This window comes from Pseudomonas sp. BF-B-15, from assembly GCF_019946675.1.
GTDB classification, from domain to species: domain Bacteria; phylum Pseudomonadota; class Gammaproteobacteria; order Pseudomonadales; family Pseudomonadaceae; genus Aquipseudomonas; species Aquipseudomonas migulae.
The window spans coordinates 1-17078 of record NZ_JAGYFZ010000118.1; the positions used below are offsets into that span (position 1 = coordinate 1).

Below are 17078 nucleotides of genomic sequence, written 5' to 3' on the forward strand. Positions count from 1 at the left end.
GTTTATTGGCTGGACGGACGCTATCGCCGGCAAGCCGGCTCCTACAGGAAATGAGGTCGCCTGTTACTCGATACCCACCTGATTGCGCCCATTGTTCTTCGCCAGGTACAGCCCCTTGTCCGCCGCCGAGATCAATTGACGGCAATCGGCGCCCGGTTGCGGGGTCATGGTCGACAGGCCGATGCTGATGGTCAGGCTTGAGCCTTCGCTCGGTGAGATGTGCGGGATTTTCAGTGCCGCCACGGTCTGGCGCAGTTTTTCCGCCACCAGTCGCGCACCGCCCGGTGATGTATTGGGCAGGACCAGCGCGAATTCTTCGCCGCCATAACGGGCCGGCAAGTCAGAAGGTCGAGCGCTGGCGTCGCGGATGGCCGTGGCGACTTTGCGCAGGGCTTCGTCGCCTTCGAGGTGGCCAAAGTTGTCGTTGTAGGACTTGAAGTAGTCCACATCGATCATCAGCAACGACAACTGGCTCTGGTCGCGCAACGAACGTCGCCATTCCAGTTCCAGGTACTCGTCGAAGTGACGACGGTTCGACAGGCCGGTCAGGCCGTCCGAGTTCATCAGGCGTTGCAGCACCAGGTTGGTGTCGAGCAATTGCTGCTGGCTGACCCGCAACGCGCGGTATGCGGCGTCCCGCTGCAGCAGGGTCATGTAGGAGCGCGAGTGATAGCGGATGCGCGCCACCAGTTCGATGTTGTCCGGCAGTTTGACCAGATAATCATTGGCCCCGGCCGCGAATGCCGCGCTTTTGATCAGCGGGTCTTCCTTGGTCGACAGCACAATGATCGGAATGTCCTTGGTGGCCGGGTGATTGCGGTATTCGCGCACCAGGCTCAGGCCGTCGAGACCGGGCATGACCAGGTCCTGGAGGATCACCGTCGGCTTGATCCGGATCGCCTGCGCAATCGCCTGATGCGGGTCGGCGCAGAAGTGGAAGTCGATGTTTTCTTCATTCGACAACCCGCGGCGCACCGCTTCGCCGATCATGGCCTGATCGTCCACCAACAACACCATGGCGGCATTTTCGTCGGTTTTGAAGCCGTCGAGCTGTAAGTCATTCATGTGCGGTCACCTGAGTACTGCCTGGGCCAGGATTGCTGCTGAGCATAGTCATTTGGCAAAAATCTCCAGCAATCGTGGCGCTATCTTGTCCAGCGGGCGAATTTCTACAGCGGCGTCGATGGCCGCTGCCGCTTTCGGCATGCCATACACCGCGCTGCTTTGTTGGTCCTGAGCGATGGTCAGGTAACCCTGTTGGCGCATGAGTTTAAGCCCCTGCGCGCCATCGCGTCCCATGCCGGTCAATAAAACCCCTACGGCATCGCCATTCCAGTAACTGGCCACACTCTCGAAAAACACATCGATCGAGGGCCGATAGATCTCGTTGACCGGCTCGGCGGTGTACGCCAGCGTGCCGTTTTTCAATAAACGAATATGGTGGTTGGTGCCGGCCAGCAGCACGGTGCCCGCCTGCGGTGGCTCGCCTTCCTGGGCCAGGCGCACGTTCAGGCCGCTGGCGCCGCTGAGCCATTCGGCCATGCCGGCGGCGAACACCTGGTCAACATGCTGCACCAGCACAATGGCGGCGGAAAAATTTATCGGCAGCCCCTTGAGCAGTATTTCCAGGGCTGCCGGCCCACCTGCGGAGGAACCGATGGCGATCAGTTTTTGCCGGGAACCTGAGTGGCGCAACGGGCTCGGCGCAGGTCGCACGCGATTGCCCTTGTCGCCGATCAGCCAACCGATGTTGAGGATTTTGCGCAGCAGCGGTGCCGCTGCTTCCTGGGCATTGCCGGCACCGATTGCCGGCGTATCGACCACATCCAGAGCGCCGTGGCCCATGGCCTCGAACACCCGGTGCACGTTCTGCTGGCGGTCGACCGTGACGATCACGATGGCACACGGCGTCTCGGCCATGATTCGCCGCGTCGCCTCGACGCCATCCATCACCGGCATGATCAGGTCCATCAGGATCAGGTCCGGGGTGTTTTCCACGCAACGCTGCACAGCCTCGGCGCCGTTGCTGGCGACCCAGATCACTTGATGCTCCGGCTCAAACGCCAAGGCACGACGCAGGGCCTCCACCGCCATGGGCATGTCGTTGACGATTGCGATTTTCATGCCCGCGCTCCTCCTATGAGCTCAACCACTGCATCAAGCAGGGCGTCGTCGTGAAAACTGGCTTTGGCTAGATAATAGTCGGCCCCGGCGTCCAGTCCACGACGACGGTCTTCTTCGCGATCCTTGTAGGACACCACCATCACCGGCAGCGATTGCAGGCGGTTGTCACGGCGCAACAAAGACACCAGTTCGATACCGTCCATGCGCGGCATATCGATGTCGGTGATCAGCAGATCGAAATCCTCGGAACGCAGGGCATTCCAGCCATCCATGCCGTCCACCGCCACGGCCACGTCGTAGCCGCGATTGAGCAACAGTTTGCGTTGCAACTCGCGGACGGTCAGCGAATCGTCGACCACCAGAACCCGTTTGCGCGCGGCTTCGGCCGCCTGATTGCTGTGGCGGGCAATCCGCTCCAGACGCCCGGTATTGAGCAGTTTGTCCACCGATCGCAACATGTCTTCGACGTCGACGATCAGCACCACCGAACCGTCGTCGAGCAGCGCGCCTGCAGAAATGTCCTGCACTTTGCCCAGACGCTCGTCCAGCGGCAAGACCACCAGCGTGCGCTCGCCGACAAACCGCTCGACCGCCACACCGTAGATCGCGTCGCGCTCGCGGATGACCACGACCTTGAGGGTTTGCTGACTGTTGGTGCTCGCCGGACGCTGAAGCAATTGGCTGGCCGCAACCAATCCGACATGCCGGCCTTCGTACCAGAAATGCTGACGGCCTTCGACCTGCACGATGTCTGCCGGCTCCAGGTCGCACATGCGCTCGATGTGGGCCAGTGGAAACGCATACGCCTCTTCGCCGACCTCCACCACCAGGCTGCGCACCACCGACAGGGTCAGCGGCACTTCGAGATGGAAGCGGCTGCCCTCGCCCGCCGTCTGCTCCAGCACCACCGCGCCGCGCAACTGGCGGACCATGTGCTGAACCGCGTCGAGGCCGACGCCACGTCCGGACACTTCAGTGACCGCGTCGCGCAGGCTGAAACCCGGCAGGAACAGGAACGTCAGCAACTCCTCTTCGCTCAACTGCGCGGCGGTGTCGGCCGGGGACAACTGACGTTCGATGATGCTGCGGCGGACCTTTTCCAGGTCGACGCCGTTGCCGTCATCGCTCAGTTCCAGCATCAGCAGACCGGCCTGATGCGAGGCGCGCAGGCGGATCACACCTTCTTCCGGTTTACCGGCCAGTAGCCGTTGCTCCGGGGATTCGATGCCGTGGTCGACGGCGTTGCGCAGCAGGTGCGTCAGCGGCGCTTCGAGTTTTTCCAGGACGTCGCGATCGACCTGGGTTTTCTCGCCCTCGATCTCCAGCCGCACCTGTTTACCGAGGCTGCGCCCCAGGTCGCGGACCATGCGTACTTGCCCGCTCAGCACATCGGCAAACGGCCGCATGCGACAGGCCAGCGCGGTGTCGTACAGGACTTGCGCACGTTGACTGGCCTGCCAGGCGAACTCGTCCAGCTCGGCGTTTTTTTCCACCAGCAATTGCTGGGATTCCGCCAGCAACCGACGCGCATCGTCGAGGGCTTCCCGGGCTTCCAGGCTCAAGGTCTGATCCTTGAGATGGACATTGAGGTTTTCCAGCGCCCGCAGGCCGTTGTTCTGCATGCGCTTGAGGCGTTGCATGGTGGCCAGATGCGGTTTGAGCCGCAGGGTTTCCACCAGGGATTTGCTCGACAGGTCGAGCAGGCTGTTCAAGCGTTCGGCCGTAACGCGCAATACGCGCTCGCCACTTTCGGTGGTGCGTTTGGTCTTGGGCGAGGGCTCGGCGGCAGCTGCCGAGGGGGCTTGCGTGGCGGCCGGCATGGGCGACTCAACCGTGGCCGTCGGCGGCTCCAGCTGAAGTTCTGCCATCGGCGGCGCGATGGGGGCAACCGTCGCCATGTGAACAAGCAGCCGTCCCATCAAGACGACATAAGCTTCGATATCCGCAGGCGCCGGTGCGTTGTTCGGCGTCGCGATGCGCATCAGCAAATCGGTGCCCTGCAGCAAGGCATCAATGTGCTCGGGCCGCAGATACAACCGGCCTTCCTGGGCGCTGACCAGGTAATCTTCCATCACATGGGCAACGCTGACGCCGGCATCGACGCCGACAATTCGCGCCGCGCCTTTGAGCGAGTGAGCCGCGCGCATGCACGATTCAAGGTAATCGGCCTGGGTCGGATCGCGTTCAAGCGCCAGCAGCCCCGTGCTCAACACCAGGGTCTGGGCCTCGGCTTCGAGGCTGAACAGTTCCAGCAAAGAGGCGTCGCGCATTTGCTCGGGGGTCATGTGAGGCTCCGGGTCACGGCGGACAGCAGCTGTTCTTCATCCAGCCAACGCAGGCTGCGACCTTTGAATTGCAATACGCCACGGGTGTATTTGGCGCTGGCCTGCGTACCGGAACGCGATGCGGCCTCAAGGAGGCGCTCGTCGATGGCATGAATCCCGTCGACTTCGTCCACTGGCACCACCACCGGCCCGCCGTGGGCCGCGATGATCAACATGCGCGGCATCACGCGCGCACCAGGCGCCACGCTGCTCACGCCGTCGAGCCCGAGCAGTTCCACCAACGACAGGCACGCCACCAGCGCGCCGCGCACATTCGCCACGCCGAGCAAGGCCCGGGAGCGCTGGTGCGGCAAGGAATGAATCGCTTGCAGCGGCGCCACTTCCACCAGGCTGCGGGTGGCCAGGCCCAACCATTCTTCGCCGAGGCGGAACATCAGCAGCGAGCGGGTTTTCACCTCGCTTTCGACCGCGACCGAGACTTGCCCGCGGTCTTCCTGTTGCAACGCATAGCGGTCGAGCAAACGCGTAGCGGCCGCCGAGTACACCGCGCAATTGCGGCAATGAATGTGTTCGATCAGCAGCGGGCAGGACTTGTCGCCGTGGATACCGATACGGTTCCAGCAATCGTCGATGGCCTGGGCATCTTCATGGGTGAGGCTAAAGCTGTCGGCGGCATTCATCGTTTGCGCTCACTGTTTGCGCGCTCGCTGCGGGCGGCGCGGTCCTGCAATCGTTTGGCGCCCGCCGTGTCGCCCTGGGATTGCAGCAAGGCCGCCAGGTGCATCAACGCGTCGGGATGTTGCGGTTCGAGGTACAACGCCTTGCGATAAAAGCCCTGGGCTTCGAGAGCGCTGCCGGCGACATCGCTGAGCAGTCCCAGCCAGTAAAACACCTGGGCTACCGGTTCATGGCTGCGCAAATAACTTTCGCACGCGGCGCGGGCTTCGGCGCTTTTGCCTTCATTGGCCAGTGCGGCGATGTTTGCCAGCAACGTAGCGGCGTCGGGACTGGCGGCTTTTGCCGCCACCGGCAGCGGCGTCACTGTTGCGAAGGGCCGCAGGCGTACCGGTGCCGGCGTGACGCTGCGCACCGGTTGGCGCACTGGCAACGGCGTCGGCACGAAGGCCGCAAAAGGCTCGGGCTCTGGCGCGCTTTGGCGACTGAACGCAAAAGATTGAGGGATACCAATCGAACGCATGCCCAGGCGCCCCAGCAAACTGCCCTCGGCGGGGCCGATAAACAGCACGCCCTCGACATGGGTCAGGCGCTTGAGCACTTCGAACACCTGTTGTTGCGTCGGCTGATCGAAATAGATCAGCAGGTTGCGGCAGAACACGAAGTCATAAGGCGATTCGTTGGCCAGCAACGACGGATCCAGCAGATTGCCGACCTGTAAACGCACCTGTTCCAGCACGCGCTCGCTGAGGCGATAGGACTCGTCCTCGACGGTGAAATGCCGCTCGCGAAACGCGATGTCCTGGCCGCGAAACGAATTCTTGCCGTACTGCGCGCGCCTGGCTTTCTCCACCGACAGCGGGCTGACGTCCATGCCTTCGACTTTGAACTGATGCGGTTTGAACCCGGCATCGAGCAAGGCCATGGCAATGGAATAGGGTTCTTCACCGGTGGAACACGGCAGGCTGAGAATCCGCAATGCGCGCATGTTGTTGATATCGGTCAGGCGCTTGGCCGCCAGTTTTGCCAGGGCGGCGAAGGATTCCGGGTAACGGAAAAACCAGGTTTCGGGAACGATCACCGCTTCGATCAGCGCTTGCTGCTCATCCTGCGAGCCCTGCAAGGTGTGCCAATACTCATCGGCCGTCAGCGCGCTGGACGCCGTGCTGCGCTGGCGCACCGCTCTTTCGATAATCGCCGGGCCCACCGAGGTGACGTCGAGGCCGATGCGTTCCTTGAGAAAATCGAAAAACCGTTGATCGCTGCTCATGGCTGCACCTCAAGCTGCGCCAGGTCCAGCGGGGGTGACGGAAACAGCAGCGCCCGAACCTGCTCGTCCAGCAGATCGGCGACGCGCACCCATTGCAGCAAACCTTGCGCGTCTTCACGCACCGGTCCGAGGTACGGCGCCTGGCGATTATCCAGGCCATAGGGTTGAAAGTCCGCCGGGTTGCAGCGCAGCGTGTCGGTGGCCTGCTCCAGGATCAGCCCGAGCAATTGCGCCTCAGCGGTTTCATCCGCACGGTAGTTGACCAGCACCAGGCGCGTGCTGGTGCGCGCCTGGGCCGGTTCGCCAAAGGTCAGCGCACTGAGGTCGATTACCGGCACTACCGCGCCGCGATAGGCGAACACCCCGGCGACCCAGTCAGGTGCACGAGGAATCGGCTTCAACGGCAAGCGCGGCAGCACTTCTGCCACTTCGATCGCTTGCAAGGCATAGCGCTCGCTGCCGATGCGAAACACCAGAAACAATGCATGCATCGCCGGCTTCACGGCGGTGCGTTTGGCCGTGAGTTCGCTCATCAGACTTTGAATCGCGAAACGCCGCCGCGCAGCCCGACGGCCACCTGGCTCAGTTCGTCGATGGCAAAACTGGCCTGACGCAAGGACTCGACGGTCTGGCTGCTGGCATCGCCCAACTGCACCAGTGCATGGTTGATCTGCTCGGCGCCGGTGGCCTGGGCCTGCATGCCTTCGTTGACCATCAACACCCGCGGCGCCAGCGCCTGAACCTGATGGATGATCTGCGACAGCTGCTCGCCGACCTGCTGCACCTCGGACATGCCGCGACGCACTTCTTCAGAGAACTTGTCCATGCCCATGACCCCGGCCGACACCGCCGACTGGATCTCGCGCACCATCTGTTCGATGTCGTAAGTGGCCACGGCGGTCTGGTCCGCCAGGCGCCGCACTTCGGTGGCAACCACGGCAAATCCACGACCGTATTCACCGGCCTTCTCGGCTTCGATGGCAGCGTTCAGCGACAGCAGGTTGGTCTGGTCCGCGACCTTGACGATGGTCACCACCACTTGATTGATGTTGCCGGCCTTCTCGTTGAGGATCGCCAGTTTGGCGTTGACCAGATCCGCGGCGCCCATCACCGAGTGCATGGTCTCTTCCATTCGCGCCAGGCCCTGCTGCCCGGAACCGGCAGCCACCGAGGCCTGATCGGCAGCGGTGGAGACTTCGGTCATGGTCCGCACCAAGTCACGCGAGGTGGCGGCGATTTCACGGGAAGTGGCACCGATTTCGGTGGTGGTGGCGGCGGTTTCAGTAGCAGTGGCTTGCTGCTGTTTGGAGGTGGCGGCGATTTCGGTCACGGACGTGGTGACCTGCACCGACGAGCGCTGCGCCTGAGACACCAACGAAGTGAGCTCGGCCATCATGTCGTTGAAGCCCGTTTCCACGGCGCCGAATTCGTCTTTGCGCTCCAGGTTCAAGCGGCCGCTGAGGTCGCCGGTACGCATGACTTCGAGGATCTGCACGATGCGGTTCATGGGCGCCATGATCGCGCGCATCAGCAGCAGGCCGCAGAGACCGGCGGCCAATACCGCCACCAGCAGGGAAATGCCCATGATGACTTTCGCGGTGAACACCGCATCATCAATGTAGGCCATGTCCTGATCCGCCACGGCTTTGTTTTCGCGCAGGATGTCATTGAGCTTCATGCGCCCCGCCGTCCAGGTCGGGGTCAGTTGTTCATTGAACAACTTGATGGCCTCGGCTTCCTGGTTGCGCTTATGCAAGTCGAGCACTGCGGCCAGGATCTTGCCGTAATTCTCATGGAATTTTTCGAAGGCTGCGAATTCGAGCTTGTCTTCATCCGTGGTGACGGTGGCGCGATAGCTATTCATCGCGTCCTGCACGCGCGCTTCAAAATTCTTGAAGTCTGCGGCGTCCTCGGCACTGATGCCCTGCCCTTCCTTCAAGCCCAGCATTTCCTGGGTCTGGAGATAGCTGTCAACCCAGGCACCACGAATCATCGAGCTGTAATACACCCCGGGGAGCGCGTCGTCACGAACGCTGACTTCGCTGGCCTCGATCTTCAACAGCCGGGAATACGAGACGACGACCATCAGCAACATGATGGCGATAATTACCGCAAAGCTCGCCAAAATGCGTTGGCGCAACGTCCAGTTCTTCACAGTCAGTCCTCGGGGCCATTTCAAATGCTGCGCAGTATAGCCGAGGGCGGTGTTTCATTTATAAGACGGATGCGCGGCGGTTCACATCTCGGCGAATGAGGATGTTGCGGGGCTGAAAAGGCCATCGCCAGCAAGCTGGCTCCTACGGGGGATCGGCGTCGGGCACGAGTGTTGTGCGCGCCGCAATTCCCTTGTAGGAGCCGGCTTGCTGGCGATGGCGGTCTTGAGGGCGGGGCAGGATTTTAGGGCCTCATCGCCAGCAAGCTGGCTCCTACAGGGGATCGGCGGCGGGCTGTTGTGCGCAACGCAATTCCCTTGTAGGAGCTGGCTTGCCGGCGATGGCGGTCTTGAGGGCGGTGCAGGATTTTAGGGCCTCATCGCCAGCAAGCTGGCTCCTACAGGGGATCGGCGGCGGGCTGTTGTGCGCAACGCAATTCCCTTGTAGGAGCTGGCTTGCCGGCGATGGCGGTCTTGAGGGCGGTGCTGGATTTTAGGGCCTCATCGCCAGCAAGCTGGCTCCTACAGGTGGTGGCGTCGGGCACGAATGTTGTGCGCACCGCAATTCCCTTGTAGGAGCTGGCTTGCCGGCGATGGCGGCCTTGAGGGCGGGGCAGGATTTTAGGGCCTCATCGCCAGCAAGCCGGCTCCTACAGGTGGTCGGTGTCGGGCACGAGTGTTGTGCGCACCGAAGTTCCCTTGTAGGAGCCGGCTTGCTGGCGATGGCGGTCTCGGGAGCGAAACAGGATTTGAAGCCGGTTTCTACATGGAAGCCTGGCGTACCTGTTTTTCCAGCTCGGCCTTCAACGCCGGCTCAAGCTTGAGTTGGCGCGCCAGTTCGTCCAGGTAAGACTTCTCCATGAAGTTCTCCTCGTCCACCAGCATCACACTGGCGATGTACATCTCGGCCGCCATTTCCGGGGTGCTGGCGGCGCGCGCAACATCGGTTGGATCGAGGGGTTTGTTCAGTTCGGCGTGCAGCCAGTGTTGGAGTTCCTGATCATTGTCGAGTTTGATGAACTCACCTTCGATCAACGCACGCTCGCGCTCGTCGACATGACCATCAGCCTTGGCCGCCGCCACCAGCGCCTTGAGAATCGCCTGGCTGTGTTGCTCGACCTGCGCCGTCGGCACGCGGTCCACGGTTTGCGGCTCTTGCTTCGGTGCAGTGCCCTGCTGGGCCTGCCAGTTGCCGTAAGCCTTGTAGGCAATCACGCCCAATGCCGCGAGGCCGCCGTAGACAGCGACTTTGCCGCCGACTTTGCGAGCCTTCTTGTTACCCATCAACAGGCCCATCGCGCCAGCGGCCAATGCACCGCCACCCGCGCCTGACAACAAACTGCCAAGGCCACCCGAACCACCGCCACCACCAAGCAATCCGCCCAACCCAGCGCTGGACGCCTTGTTCTGCGCGCCACCGGTCTTGTTCTGCAACAGGTCCTGGCCGGATTTGAGTAATTGATCGAGCAATCCACGGGTATTCATTCTTGCCGCCTCCACAAAAGGGGTTAACCGGAAACATAAGGCCACCAGCCTAGATCGAAAGTGCCCAGCCCTTCCCGGCGAGAGTGCTTCCAGATGTTGCTCACCTCCTGTAACGCTAAAAAGCCCATCGATTAAAAAGATATACACTCAAGCGAATCTATAAAAACCGCCCACCGGGTACTTCTTCATGATGACTTTGCGTCAAATTCGTCATTTCATCGCCGTGGCCGAGACCGGCTCGATCTCTGCCGCCGCGCAAACCGCGTTCATTTCCCAGTCGACACTGACCCTGGCCATCCAGCAACTGGAGCAGGAAATCGGCGTCGGGCTGTTCAACCGCCATGCCAAGGGCATGACGCTGACCCACCAGGGCCATCAGTTCCTACGCCAGGCACACCTGATTCTGGCAACGGTGGACAACGCCAAACGCAGCCTGCAACAAAGCACCGACCAGGTCGCCGGGCAGTTGATCGTCGGCGTAACCAGTCTCGTCGCCGGTTATTACCTCGCGGACCTGCTCACCCGTTTTCAACGCGCCTACCCCAACGTCGAGATCCGCGTGATGGAGGACGAACGCCCGTATATCGAGCACTTGCTGGTCAGCGGCGAGATCGATGTCGGCGTGCTGATCCTCTCCAATCTCGAAGACCGCCACGCCCTGCAAACGGAAGTGCTGACCCATTCGCCCCACCGTTTATGGCTGCCGGCCCAGCATCCGCTGTTGGAACACGACAGCATCAACCTGGCCGACGTCGCCCGTGAACCGCTGATTCAACTGAACGTTGATGAAATGGACCGCAATGCCCAGCGCATGTGGTCGGCGGCGTCGCTTCAACCGCGCATCACCCTTAAAACCGCCTCCACAGAAGCGGTACGAAGCCTGGTGGCCGCCGGATTGGGCGTGTCGATCCAGCCCGACATGACCTATCGCCCCTGGTCATTGGAGGGCGACATCATCGAAGCGCGGCCGATTGCCGACCTGAGTCAGACCCTCGATGTCGGCCTGGCCTGGCGCCGTGGTACGGCGCGTCCGACACTGGTCGACCCGTTCCTGACCGTCGCGCGCGAGCAGCCCCACGGCGGGCGCAAGCCATCTATTTAATCGAACGCCACCTTCAGTATTTAGTATTTGTCGACCTCGGATCCGGGCACTAGTCTTGGAACATCTATAAGACGGCCGGGCCCCAGTCACAGGGAGCAGCATGGCCACACAAGAAAAGAGAACCCGAAAAATGGCTGGCGCGCAGACCCCGTTGTTCACCGCGTTGTTGATCGATGGCGAACTGGTCGCGGGTCAGGGTTTTGTCGAGCCGATCCTCAACCCGGCCACCGGTGAGGTGATAACGCACATTGCCGAGGCCAGCACTGAGCAAGTGGAAGCCGCAATCCTCGCCGCGCACCGTGCGTTCGCCAGTTGGTCGCGGACCACGCCGCAGCAGCGCTCGAACCTGCTGCTGGACATCGCCAATGCCATCGAAAAACAAGCCGACCTGCTCGCCCGCCTCGAATCCCTGAACTGCGGCAAACCGTTGCACCTGGCGCGTCAGGACGACTTGAGCGCGACGGTCGACGTGTTCCGCTTCTTCGCCGGCGCGGTGCGCTGCCAGACCGGCCAGCTCAGCGGCGAGTACCTGCCGGGCTACACCAGCATGGTGCGTCGCGATCCGATTGGCGTGGTCGCCTCGATTGCGCCGTGGAACTACCCGATCATGATGGCCGCGTGGAAAATCGCCCCGGCCCTCGCTGCCGGTAACACGCTGGTGTTCAAGCCTTCCGAGCACACGCCGCTGTCGATCCTGGCCCTGGCGCCCGCGCTGGCCGAAATCCTCCCACGCGGCGTGATCAACATCATTTGCGGCGGCGGTGAAGGCGTGGGCAGCCACTTGGTCAGCCACCCGAAAATCCGCATGGTGTCGCTGACCGGCGATATCGTCACCGGGCAAAAAATCCTCCAGGCCGCAGCGAAAACCCTGAAGCGCACGCACCTCGAACTCGGCGGCAAGGCCCCGGTGATCGTCTGCAACGATGCCGACATTCAGGCGGTAGTCGAAGGCGTGCGCACGTACGGTTACTACAACGCCGGCCAGGATTGCACCGCCGCCTGCCGCATTTATGCACAGGCCGGCATTCATGACCGCCTGGTGGCCGAACTCGGCGCGGCGGTCAGCAGCCTGCGCTTCGCTGGTAAACGCGATGCCGACAACGAAATCGGGCCGCTGATCACCACCCGCCAGCGCGACCGCGTGGCCAGTTTCGTCGAACGCGCCCTGGGTCAGCCGCACATCGAGCGCGTGACCGGCGCGGCCGTGCATTCCGGCGCCGGCTTCTATTACCAACCGACGCTGCTGGCCGGCTGCAAGCAGAGCGATGAAATCGTCCAGCGCGAAGTGTTCGGGCCGGTGGTCACCGTGACCCGCTTCGATGGGCTCGAACAAGCGGTGGACTGGGCCAACGATTCGGAATACGGCCTGGCTTCCTCAATCTGGACCCAGAACCTGGACAAGGCGATGCAGGTCGCCGCGCGCTTGCAGTACGGCTGCACCTGGATCAACAGCCATTTCATGCTGGTCAGCGAAATGCCCCATGGCGGCCTGAAACGCTCGGGCTACGGCAAAGACCTGTCCAGCGATTCGCTTCAGGACTACAGCGTGGTGCGGCACATCATGGCGCGCCACGGACAGCATTTATAAAAGCGCACTACGCTAACAATTAGCCGTAAAGGCATTAGCGCAGAAACGCTGGAACACCGCGAATCCTGTAGGAGCCTGGCTTGCCAGCGAAGGCGTCCGTCCAGTTGACCATCAGGTTGACTGACCCACCGCTATCGCCAGCAAGCCGGCTCCTACAGGATCGTGTTTACAACGCTGAACCACGTTCAAAACTGCCCCGACCATAATTTAAAGAAGAGGGAATTCCCATGTTCGTGCACAAGACCGCACTGCTCAGTGCAATCACCACAGCGCTGTTGGCCAGCGCCAGTATCCAGGCCGCCGAACCGCTGAAAGCCGTCGGTGCCGGCGAAGGTCAGCTGGATATCGTGGCTTGGCCCGGTTACATCGAACGTGGCGAAAGCGACAAGGCCTACGACTGGGTGACCAGTTTCGAGAAGGAAACCGGCTGCAAGGTCAACGTCAAAACAGCCGCCACTTCCGATGAGATGGTCAGCCTGATGTCCAAGGGCGGCTACGACCTGGTGACCGCGTCGGGCGATGCGTCGCTGCGGCTGATCGTTGGCAAACGCGTGCAGCCGATCAACACCGCGTTGATTCCGAACTGGAAGAACATCGACCCGCGCCTGAAGGATGGCCAGTGGTACGTCGTCAACAAACAAACCTACGGCACCCCGTATCAGTGGGGCCCGAACGTGTTGATGTACAACACCAACGTCTTCAAGACCGCCCCGGACAGCTGGGGCGTGGTGTTCGAGGAACAGAACCTGCCGGACGGCAAGTCCAACAAGGGCCGGGTCCAGGCCTACGACGGTCCGATCTACATCGCCGATGCAGCGCTCTATCTCAAGGCGAAACGGCCGGAACTGGGGATCAAGGACCCGTACCAGCTCAACGAAGAACAGTACAAGGCCGCGCTGGACCTGCTTCGCAAGCAACAGCCTCTGATCCACCGCTACTGGCATGACGCGACCGTGCAGATGAGTGACGTCAAGAACGAAGGCGTCGTGGCGTCCAGCACCTGGGGCTACATGGTCAACGGCCTGGTGGCGGACAAGCAGCCAGTGGCCTCGGTCATTCCGAAAGAAGGCGCAACGGGCTGGGCCGACACCACCATGCTGCACGCCGACGCCAAGCACCCGAACTGTGCTTACAAGTGGATGGACCATTCGCTGCAACCGAAAGTCCAGGGTGACCTGGCCGCCTGGTTCGGTTCGTTGCCATCGGTTCCGGCGGGGTGCAAAGAGAGCGAATTGCTCGGTGCCGAAGGCTGCAAGACCAACGGCTTCGACCAGTTCGACAAGATCGCCTTCTGGAAAACCCCGCAGGCTGAAGGCGGCAAGTTCGTGCCGTACAGCCGCTGGACCCAGGACTACATCGCGATCATGGGCGGTCGCTGACGCCTGAAGGTCCTTCGGACCTTATCGCCGGCAGCCGGCTCCTACAAAGTACGCGTACCCCCTGTAGGAGCTGGCTTGCCAGCGATGCTTTTCAGATTTGATATTTCGGAGCACCGCACCATGACGCTTGCAGTCCAGTTCACCAACGTTTCCCGTCTGTTCGGCGAAGTGAAAGCCGTAGACCGGGTTTCCATCGACATCCAGGACGGCGAGTTCTTCTCCATGCTGGGCCCTTCCGGCTCGGGCAAAACCACGTGTTTGCGCCTGATCGCCGGTTTCGAACAACCGAGCGCAGGCTCGATCCGGATTCACGGCAACGAAGCCGCCGGGCTGCCGCCGTATGAGCGTGACGTCAACACGGTGTTTCAGGATTACGCCCTGTTCCCGCACATGAACGTACTCGACAACGTCGCCTACGGTTTGAAAGTCAAAGGCGTCGGCAAGGCTGAACGCCAGAAACGCGCTGAAGAAGCCCTCGACATGGTCGCCCTCGGCGGCTACGGCGCGCGCAAACCGGTGCAACTGTCGGGCGGTCAGCGCCAGCGTGTGGCCCTGGCCCGCGCATTGGTCAATCGCCCACGGGTGCTGCTGCTCGACGAACCGCTGGGCGCCCTCGACTTGAAGCTTCGCGAGCAAATGCAGAGCGAGCTGAAAAAGCTGCAACGCCAGCTCGGCATCACCTTCATCTTCGTCACCCACGACCAGACCGAAGCCTTGTCGATGTCTGACCGTGTGGCGGTGTTCAACAAGGGGCGCATCGAACAAGTCGATACCCCGCGCAACCTCTACATGAAACCGGCAACCACCTTTGTCGCGGAATTCGTCGGCACCTCCAACGTGATTCGCGGCGATCTGGCGCAGCAGCTCAGCGGCAATCCGCAGCCGTTTTCGATTCGCCCGGAACACGTGCGTTTCGCCGACGGCCCGTTGGCCAGCCACGAAATCGAAGTCAGTGGTTTGCTCCACGACGTTCAGTACCAGGGCAGCGCCACCCGTTATGAACTGAAGCTGGAAAACGGCCAGACCCTGAACATCAGCCAGGCCAACAACCAATGGCTGGACGTCAGCGCGCAACATCAGACCGGGCAACGCATCAGCGCACGCTGGGCACGGGAAGCGATGATCCCGCTGCACGACACCGTTGCCGGCGGGGTGTGAGATGACCAGCGTGGCTCTCCCTCAAACCCCGGCCGGCGGCTCGCCGTTACGCAGGTTTTCCAACCTGCTGTATCGCCGGCCGAACTTTTACCTGTCGCTGCTGCTGGTGCCGCCGTTGTTGTGGTTCGGCGCGATTTACCTCGGTTCGCTGCTGGTGCTGTTGTGGCAAGGCTTCTACACCTTCGACGACTTCACCATGGCGGTCACGCCCGACCTGACCCTGGCGAACTTCACCGCGCTGTTCCAGCCGTCGAACTTCGACATCATTCTGCGCACCCTGAGCATGGCCGTCGTGGTCTCGATTGCCAGCGCCATTGTCGCGTTCCCGATTGCCTACTACATGGCGCGCTACACCACCGGCAAGACCAAGGCGTTTTTCTACATCGCGGTAATGATGCCGATGTGGGCCAGTTACATCGTCAAGGCGTATGCGTGGACGTTGCTGCTGGCCAAGGGCGGCGTGGCGCAGTGGTTCGTTCAACACTTGGGACTGGAGCCGGTGTTGCAATTTGTGCTGGGCATTCCGGGCGTGGGTGGCAGCACCTTGTCGACCTCGCACCTGGGGCGCTTCATGGTGTTCGTCTACATCTGGCTGCCGTTCATGATCCTGCCGATTCAGGCCTCGCTGGAACGCCTGCCGCCGTCGTTGCTGCAAGCCTCCGCCGACCTCGGCGCCAAGCCGCGCCAGACCTTTATGCAGGTGATTCTGCCGTTGTCGATTCCGGGCATCGCCGCCGGGTCGATCTTCACGTTTTCGCTGACCCTGGGCGACTTCATCGTGCCGCAACTGGTGGGCCCGCCGGGGTACTTCGTCGGCAGCATGGTGTACGCCCAACAAGGCGCGATCGGCAACATGCCAATGGCCGCGGCGTTCACGCTGGTGCCGATTGTGTTGATCGCCATTTACCTGACCATCGTCAAACGACTGGGGGCCTTCGATGCACTCTGAGAAAGCTTCTTTGGGTCTGCGCATCGCAGCCTGGGGCGGGTTGGTGTTTCTGCACTTCCCGATCCTGATCATCTTCCTCTACGCGTTCAACACCGAAGACGCGGCGTTCAGCTTTCCACCCAAGGGCTTCACCCTGAAGTGGATCGGCGTGGCGTTCGCACGGCCGGACGTGCTGGAAGCGATCAAGCTGTCGCTGCAGATCGCCTCCGTCGCGACGTTGATCGCGTTGGTGCTCGGCACGCTGGCGTCGGCGGCGTTGTACCGGCGAGATTTCTTCGGCAAGCAAGGCATCTCGCTGATGCTGATTTTGCCCATCGCATTGCCGGGGATCATCACCGGGATCGCGTTGTTGGCGACCTTCAAGACGCTGGGCATCGAGCCGGGGATGTTCACCATCATCGTCGGCCACGCGACCTTCTGTGTGGTGATCGTCTACAACAACGTCATCGCCCGTTTGCGCCGCACTTCGCACAGTTTGATCGAAGCCTCGATGGACCTCGGCGCCGATGGCTGGCAGACCTTCCGCTACATCGTCCTGCCGAACCTCGGCTCGGCGTTGCTGGCCGGCGGCATGCTCGCGTTTGCGCTGTCGTTCGACGAAATCATCGTCACCACCTTCACCGCCGGCCATGAACGCACCCTGCCGCTGTGGCTGCTCAACCAGCTCAGCCGCCCACGGGACGTGCCGGTGACCAACGTCGTCGCGATGCTGGTGATGATGGTGACCATGCTGCCGATTCTCGGCGCCTATTACCTGACCCGTGGTGGTGAAAGCGTGGCGGGAAGTGGCGGGAAGTAACGAACAACTCAATATCCACTGTAGAAACCGAATCCTGTGTAGGAGCGAGGCTTGCCCGCGAAGGCGTCCTCGAGAGCGCCAAAAGCTTCGCGGGCAAGCCTCGCTCCTACAC

Annotated in this window: 14 protein-coding genes; 6 read left to right on the forward strand and 8 right to left on the reverse strand. The window is 61.8% G+C overall.

Annotation, left to right across the window (positions count from 1 at the left end; translation table 11 throughout):
- Positions 1-63: 63 nt before the first annotated feature.
- The 8 genes from KGA97_RS25795 to KGA97_RS25830 form a co-directional block, all read right to left on the reverse strand.
- A complete protein-coding gene (locus KGA97_RS25795; protein ID WP_008043779.1) occupies positions 64-1065 on the reverse strand; it encodes a PleD family two-component system response regulator in 1002 nt (333 codons plus the stop codon).
- Positions 1066-1113: 48 nt separating this feature from the next.
- Entirely contained in the window at positions 1114-2124 is a 1011-nt protein-coding gene (locus KGA97_RS25800) for a chemotaxis response regulator protein-glutamate methylesterase (RefSeq protein WP_223481745.1), read from the reverse strand.
- Positions 2121-4409, reverse strand: coding sequence for a hybrid sensor histidine kinase/response regulator (locus tag KGA97_RS25805; RefSeq protein WP_008043781.1), 2289 nt, complete (start codon positions 4407-4409; stop codon positions 2121-2123). The genes KGA97_RS25800 and KGA97_RS25805 overlap by 4 nt, the downstream gene beginning before the upstream one ends.
- A complete protein-coding gene (locus KGA97_RS25810) occupies positions 4406-5089 on the reverse strand; it encodes a chemotaxis protein CheW (RefSeq protein ID WP_008029751.1) in 684 nt (227 codons plus the stop codon). Before KGA97_RS25810 ends, KGA97_RS25805 begins: the two co-directional genes overlap by 4 nt.
- Positions 5086-6354 (reverse strand): CheR family methyltransferase, encoded by a 1269-nt coding sequence (locus KGA97_RS25815; RefSeq protein WP_223481746.1) that lies wholly within the window; start codon positions 6352-6354, stop codon positions 5086-5088. The genes KGA97_RS25810 and KGA97_RS25815 overlap by 4 nt, the downstream gene beginning before the upstream one ends.
- Positions 6351-6887: a chemotaxis protein CheW gene (locus tag KGA97_RS25820; protein WP_008029747.1), complete on the reverse strand. Its 537-nt coding sequence runs from the start codon at positions 6885-6887 to the stop codon at positions 6351-6353. Before KGA97_RS25820 ends, KGA97_RS25815 begins: the two co-directional genes overlap by 4 nt.
- Positions 6887-8449, reverse strand: coding sequence for a methyl-accepting chemotaxis protein (locus tag KGA97_RS25825; RefSeq protein ID WP_404943262.1), 1563 nt, complete (start codon positions 8447-8449; stop codon positions 6887-6889). The genes KGA97_RS25820 and KGA97_RS25825 overlap by 1 nt, the downstream gene beginning before the upstream one ends.
- Positions 8450-9268: 819 nt before the next feature.
- Positions 9269-9991: a tellurite resistance TerB family protein gene (locus tag KGA97_RS25830; protein ID WP_223481747.1), complete on the reverse strand. Its 723-nt coding sequence runs from the start codon at positions 9989-9991 to the stop codon at positions 9269-9271.
- A gap of 187 nt (positions 9992-10178) precedes the next feature.
- Here KGA97_RS25830 and KGA97_RS25835 point away from each other — a divergent pair, with 187 nt between their 5' ends.
- The 6 genes from KGA97_RS25835 (at position 10179) to KGA97_RS25860 (ending at position 16966) form a co-directional block, all read left to right on the forward strand.
- Positions 10179-11093, forward strand: a complete 915-nt coding sequence (locus tag KGA97_RS25835; RefSeq protein ID WP_223481748.1) for a LysR family transcriptional regulator — start codon at positions 10179-10181, stop codon at positions 11091-11093.
- 100 nt (positions 11094-11193) lie between these two features.
- Positions 11194-12681 (forward strand): gamma-aminobutyraldehyde dehydrogenase, encoded by a 1488-nt coding sequence (locus KGA97_RS25840; protein ID WP_223481749.1) that lies wholly within the window; start codon positions 11194-11196, stop codon positions 12679-12681.
- A gap of 227 nt (positions 12682-12908) precedes the next feature.
- Complete coding sequence (gene ydcS, locus KGA97_RS25845) at positions 12909-14060, forward strand: putative ABC transporter substrate-binding protein YdcS (RefSeq protein WP_008029736.1); 1152 nt, start codon at positions 12909-12911, stop codon at positions 14058-14060.
- A gap of 120 nt (positions 14061-14180) precedes the next feature.
- On the forward strand, positions 14181-15218 hold the full coding sequence (locus KGA97_RS25850) for an ABC transporter ATP-binding protein (RefSeq protein WP_008029734.1): 1038 nt from the start codon (positions 14181-14183) through the stop codon (positions 15216-15218).
- 1 nt (position 15219) lies between these two features.
- Positions 15220-16167, forward strand: coding sequence for an ABC transporter permease (locus KGA97_RS25855; RefSeq protein WP_008042342.1), 948 nt, complete (start codon positions 15220-15222; stop codon positions 16165-16167).
- Entirely contained in the window at positions 16157-16966 is an 810-nt protein-coding gene (locus KGA97_RS25860) for an ABC transporter permease (RefSeq protein ID WP_008029730.1), read from the forward strand. The genes KGA97_RS25855 and KGA97_RS25860 overlap by 11 nt, the downstream gene beginning before the upstream one ends.
- Positions 16967-17078: the final 112 nt, after the last annotated feature.

Coding starts and splice junctions, on each gene's coding strand:
- KGA97_RS25810 (WP_008029751.1), bottom strand. CDS start 5,089: ATGAATGCCGCCGACAGCTTTAGCCTCACCCATGAAGATGCCCAGGCC.
- KGA97_RS25815 (WP_223481746.1), bottom strand. CDS start 6,354: ATGAGCAGCGATCAACGGTTTTTCGATTTTCTCAAGGAACGCATCGGC.
- KGA97_RS25800 (WP_223481745.1), bottom strand. CDS start 2,124: ATGAAAATCGCAATCGTCAACGACATGCCCATGGCGGTGGAGGCCCTG.
- KGA97_RS25805 (WP_008043781.1), bottom strand. CDS start 4,409: ATGACCCCCGAGCAAATGCGCGACGCCTCTTTGCTGGAACTGTTCAGC.
- KGA97_RS25795 (WP_008043779.1), bottom strand. CDS start 1,065: ATGAATGACTTACAGCTCGACGGCTTCAAAACCGACGAAAATGCCGCC.
- KGA97_RS25830 (WP_223481747.1), bottom strand. CDS start 9,991: ATGAATACCCGTGGATTGCTCGATCAATTACTCAAATCCGGCCAGGAC.
- KGA97_RS25850 (WP_008029734.1), top strand. CDS start 14,181: ATGACGCTTGCAGTCCAGTTCACCAACGTTTCCCGTCTGTTCGGCGAA.
- ydcS (WP_008029736.1), top strand. CDS start 12,909: ATGTTCGTGCACAAGACCGCACTGCTCAGTGCAATCACCACAGCGCTG.
- KGA97_RS25825 (WP_404943262.1), bottom strand. CDS start 8,449: ATGTTGCTGATGGTCGTCGTCTCGTATTCCCGGCTGTTGAAGATCGAG.
- KGA97_RS25835 (WP_223481748.1), top strand. CDS start 10,179: ATGATGACTTTGCGTCAAATTCGTCATTTCATCGCCGTGGCCGAGACC.
- KGA97_RS25840 (WP_223481749.1), top strand. CDS start 11,194: ATGGCCACACAAGAAAAGAGAACCCGAAAAATGGCTGGCGCGCAGACC.
- KGA97_RS25855 (WP_008042342.1), top strand. CDS start 15,220: ATGACCAGCGTGGCTCTCCCTCAAACCCCGGCCGGCGGCTCGCCGTTA.
- KGA97_RS25860 (WP_008029730.1), top strand. CDS start 16,157: ATGCACTCTGAGAAAGCTTCTTTGGGTCTGCGCATCGCAGCCTGGGGC.
- KGA97_RS25820 (WP_008029747.1), bottom strand. CDS start 6,887: ATGAGCGAACTCACGGCCAAACGCACCGCCGTGAAGCCGGCGATGCAT.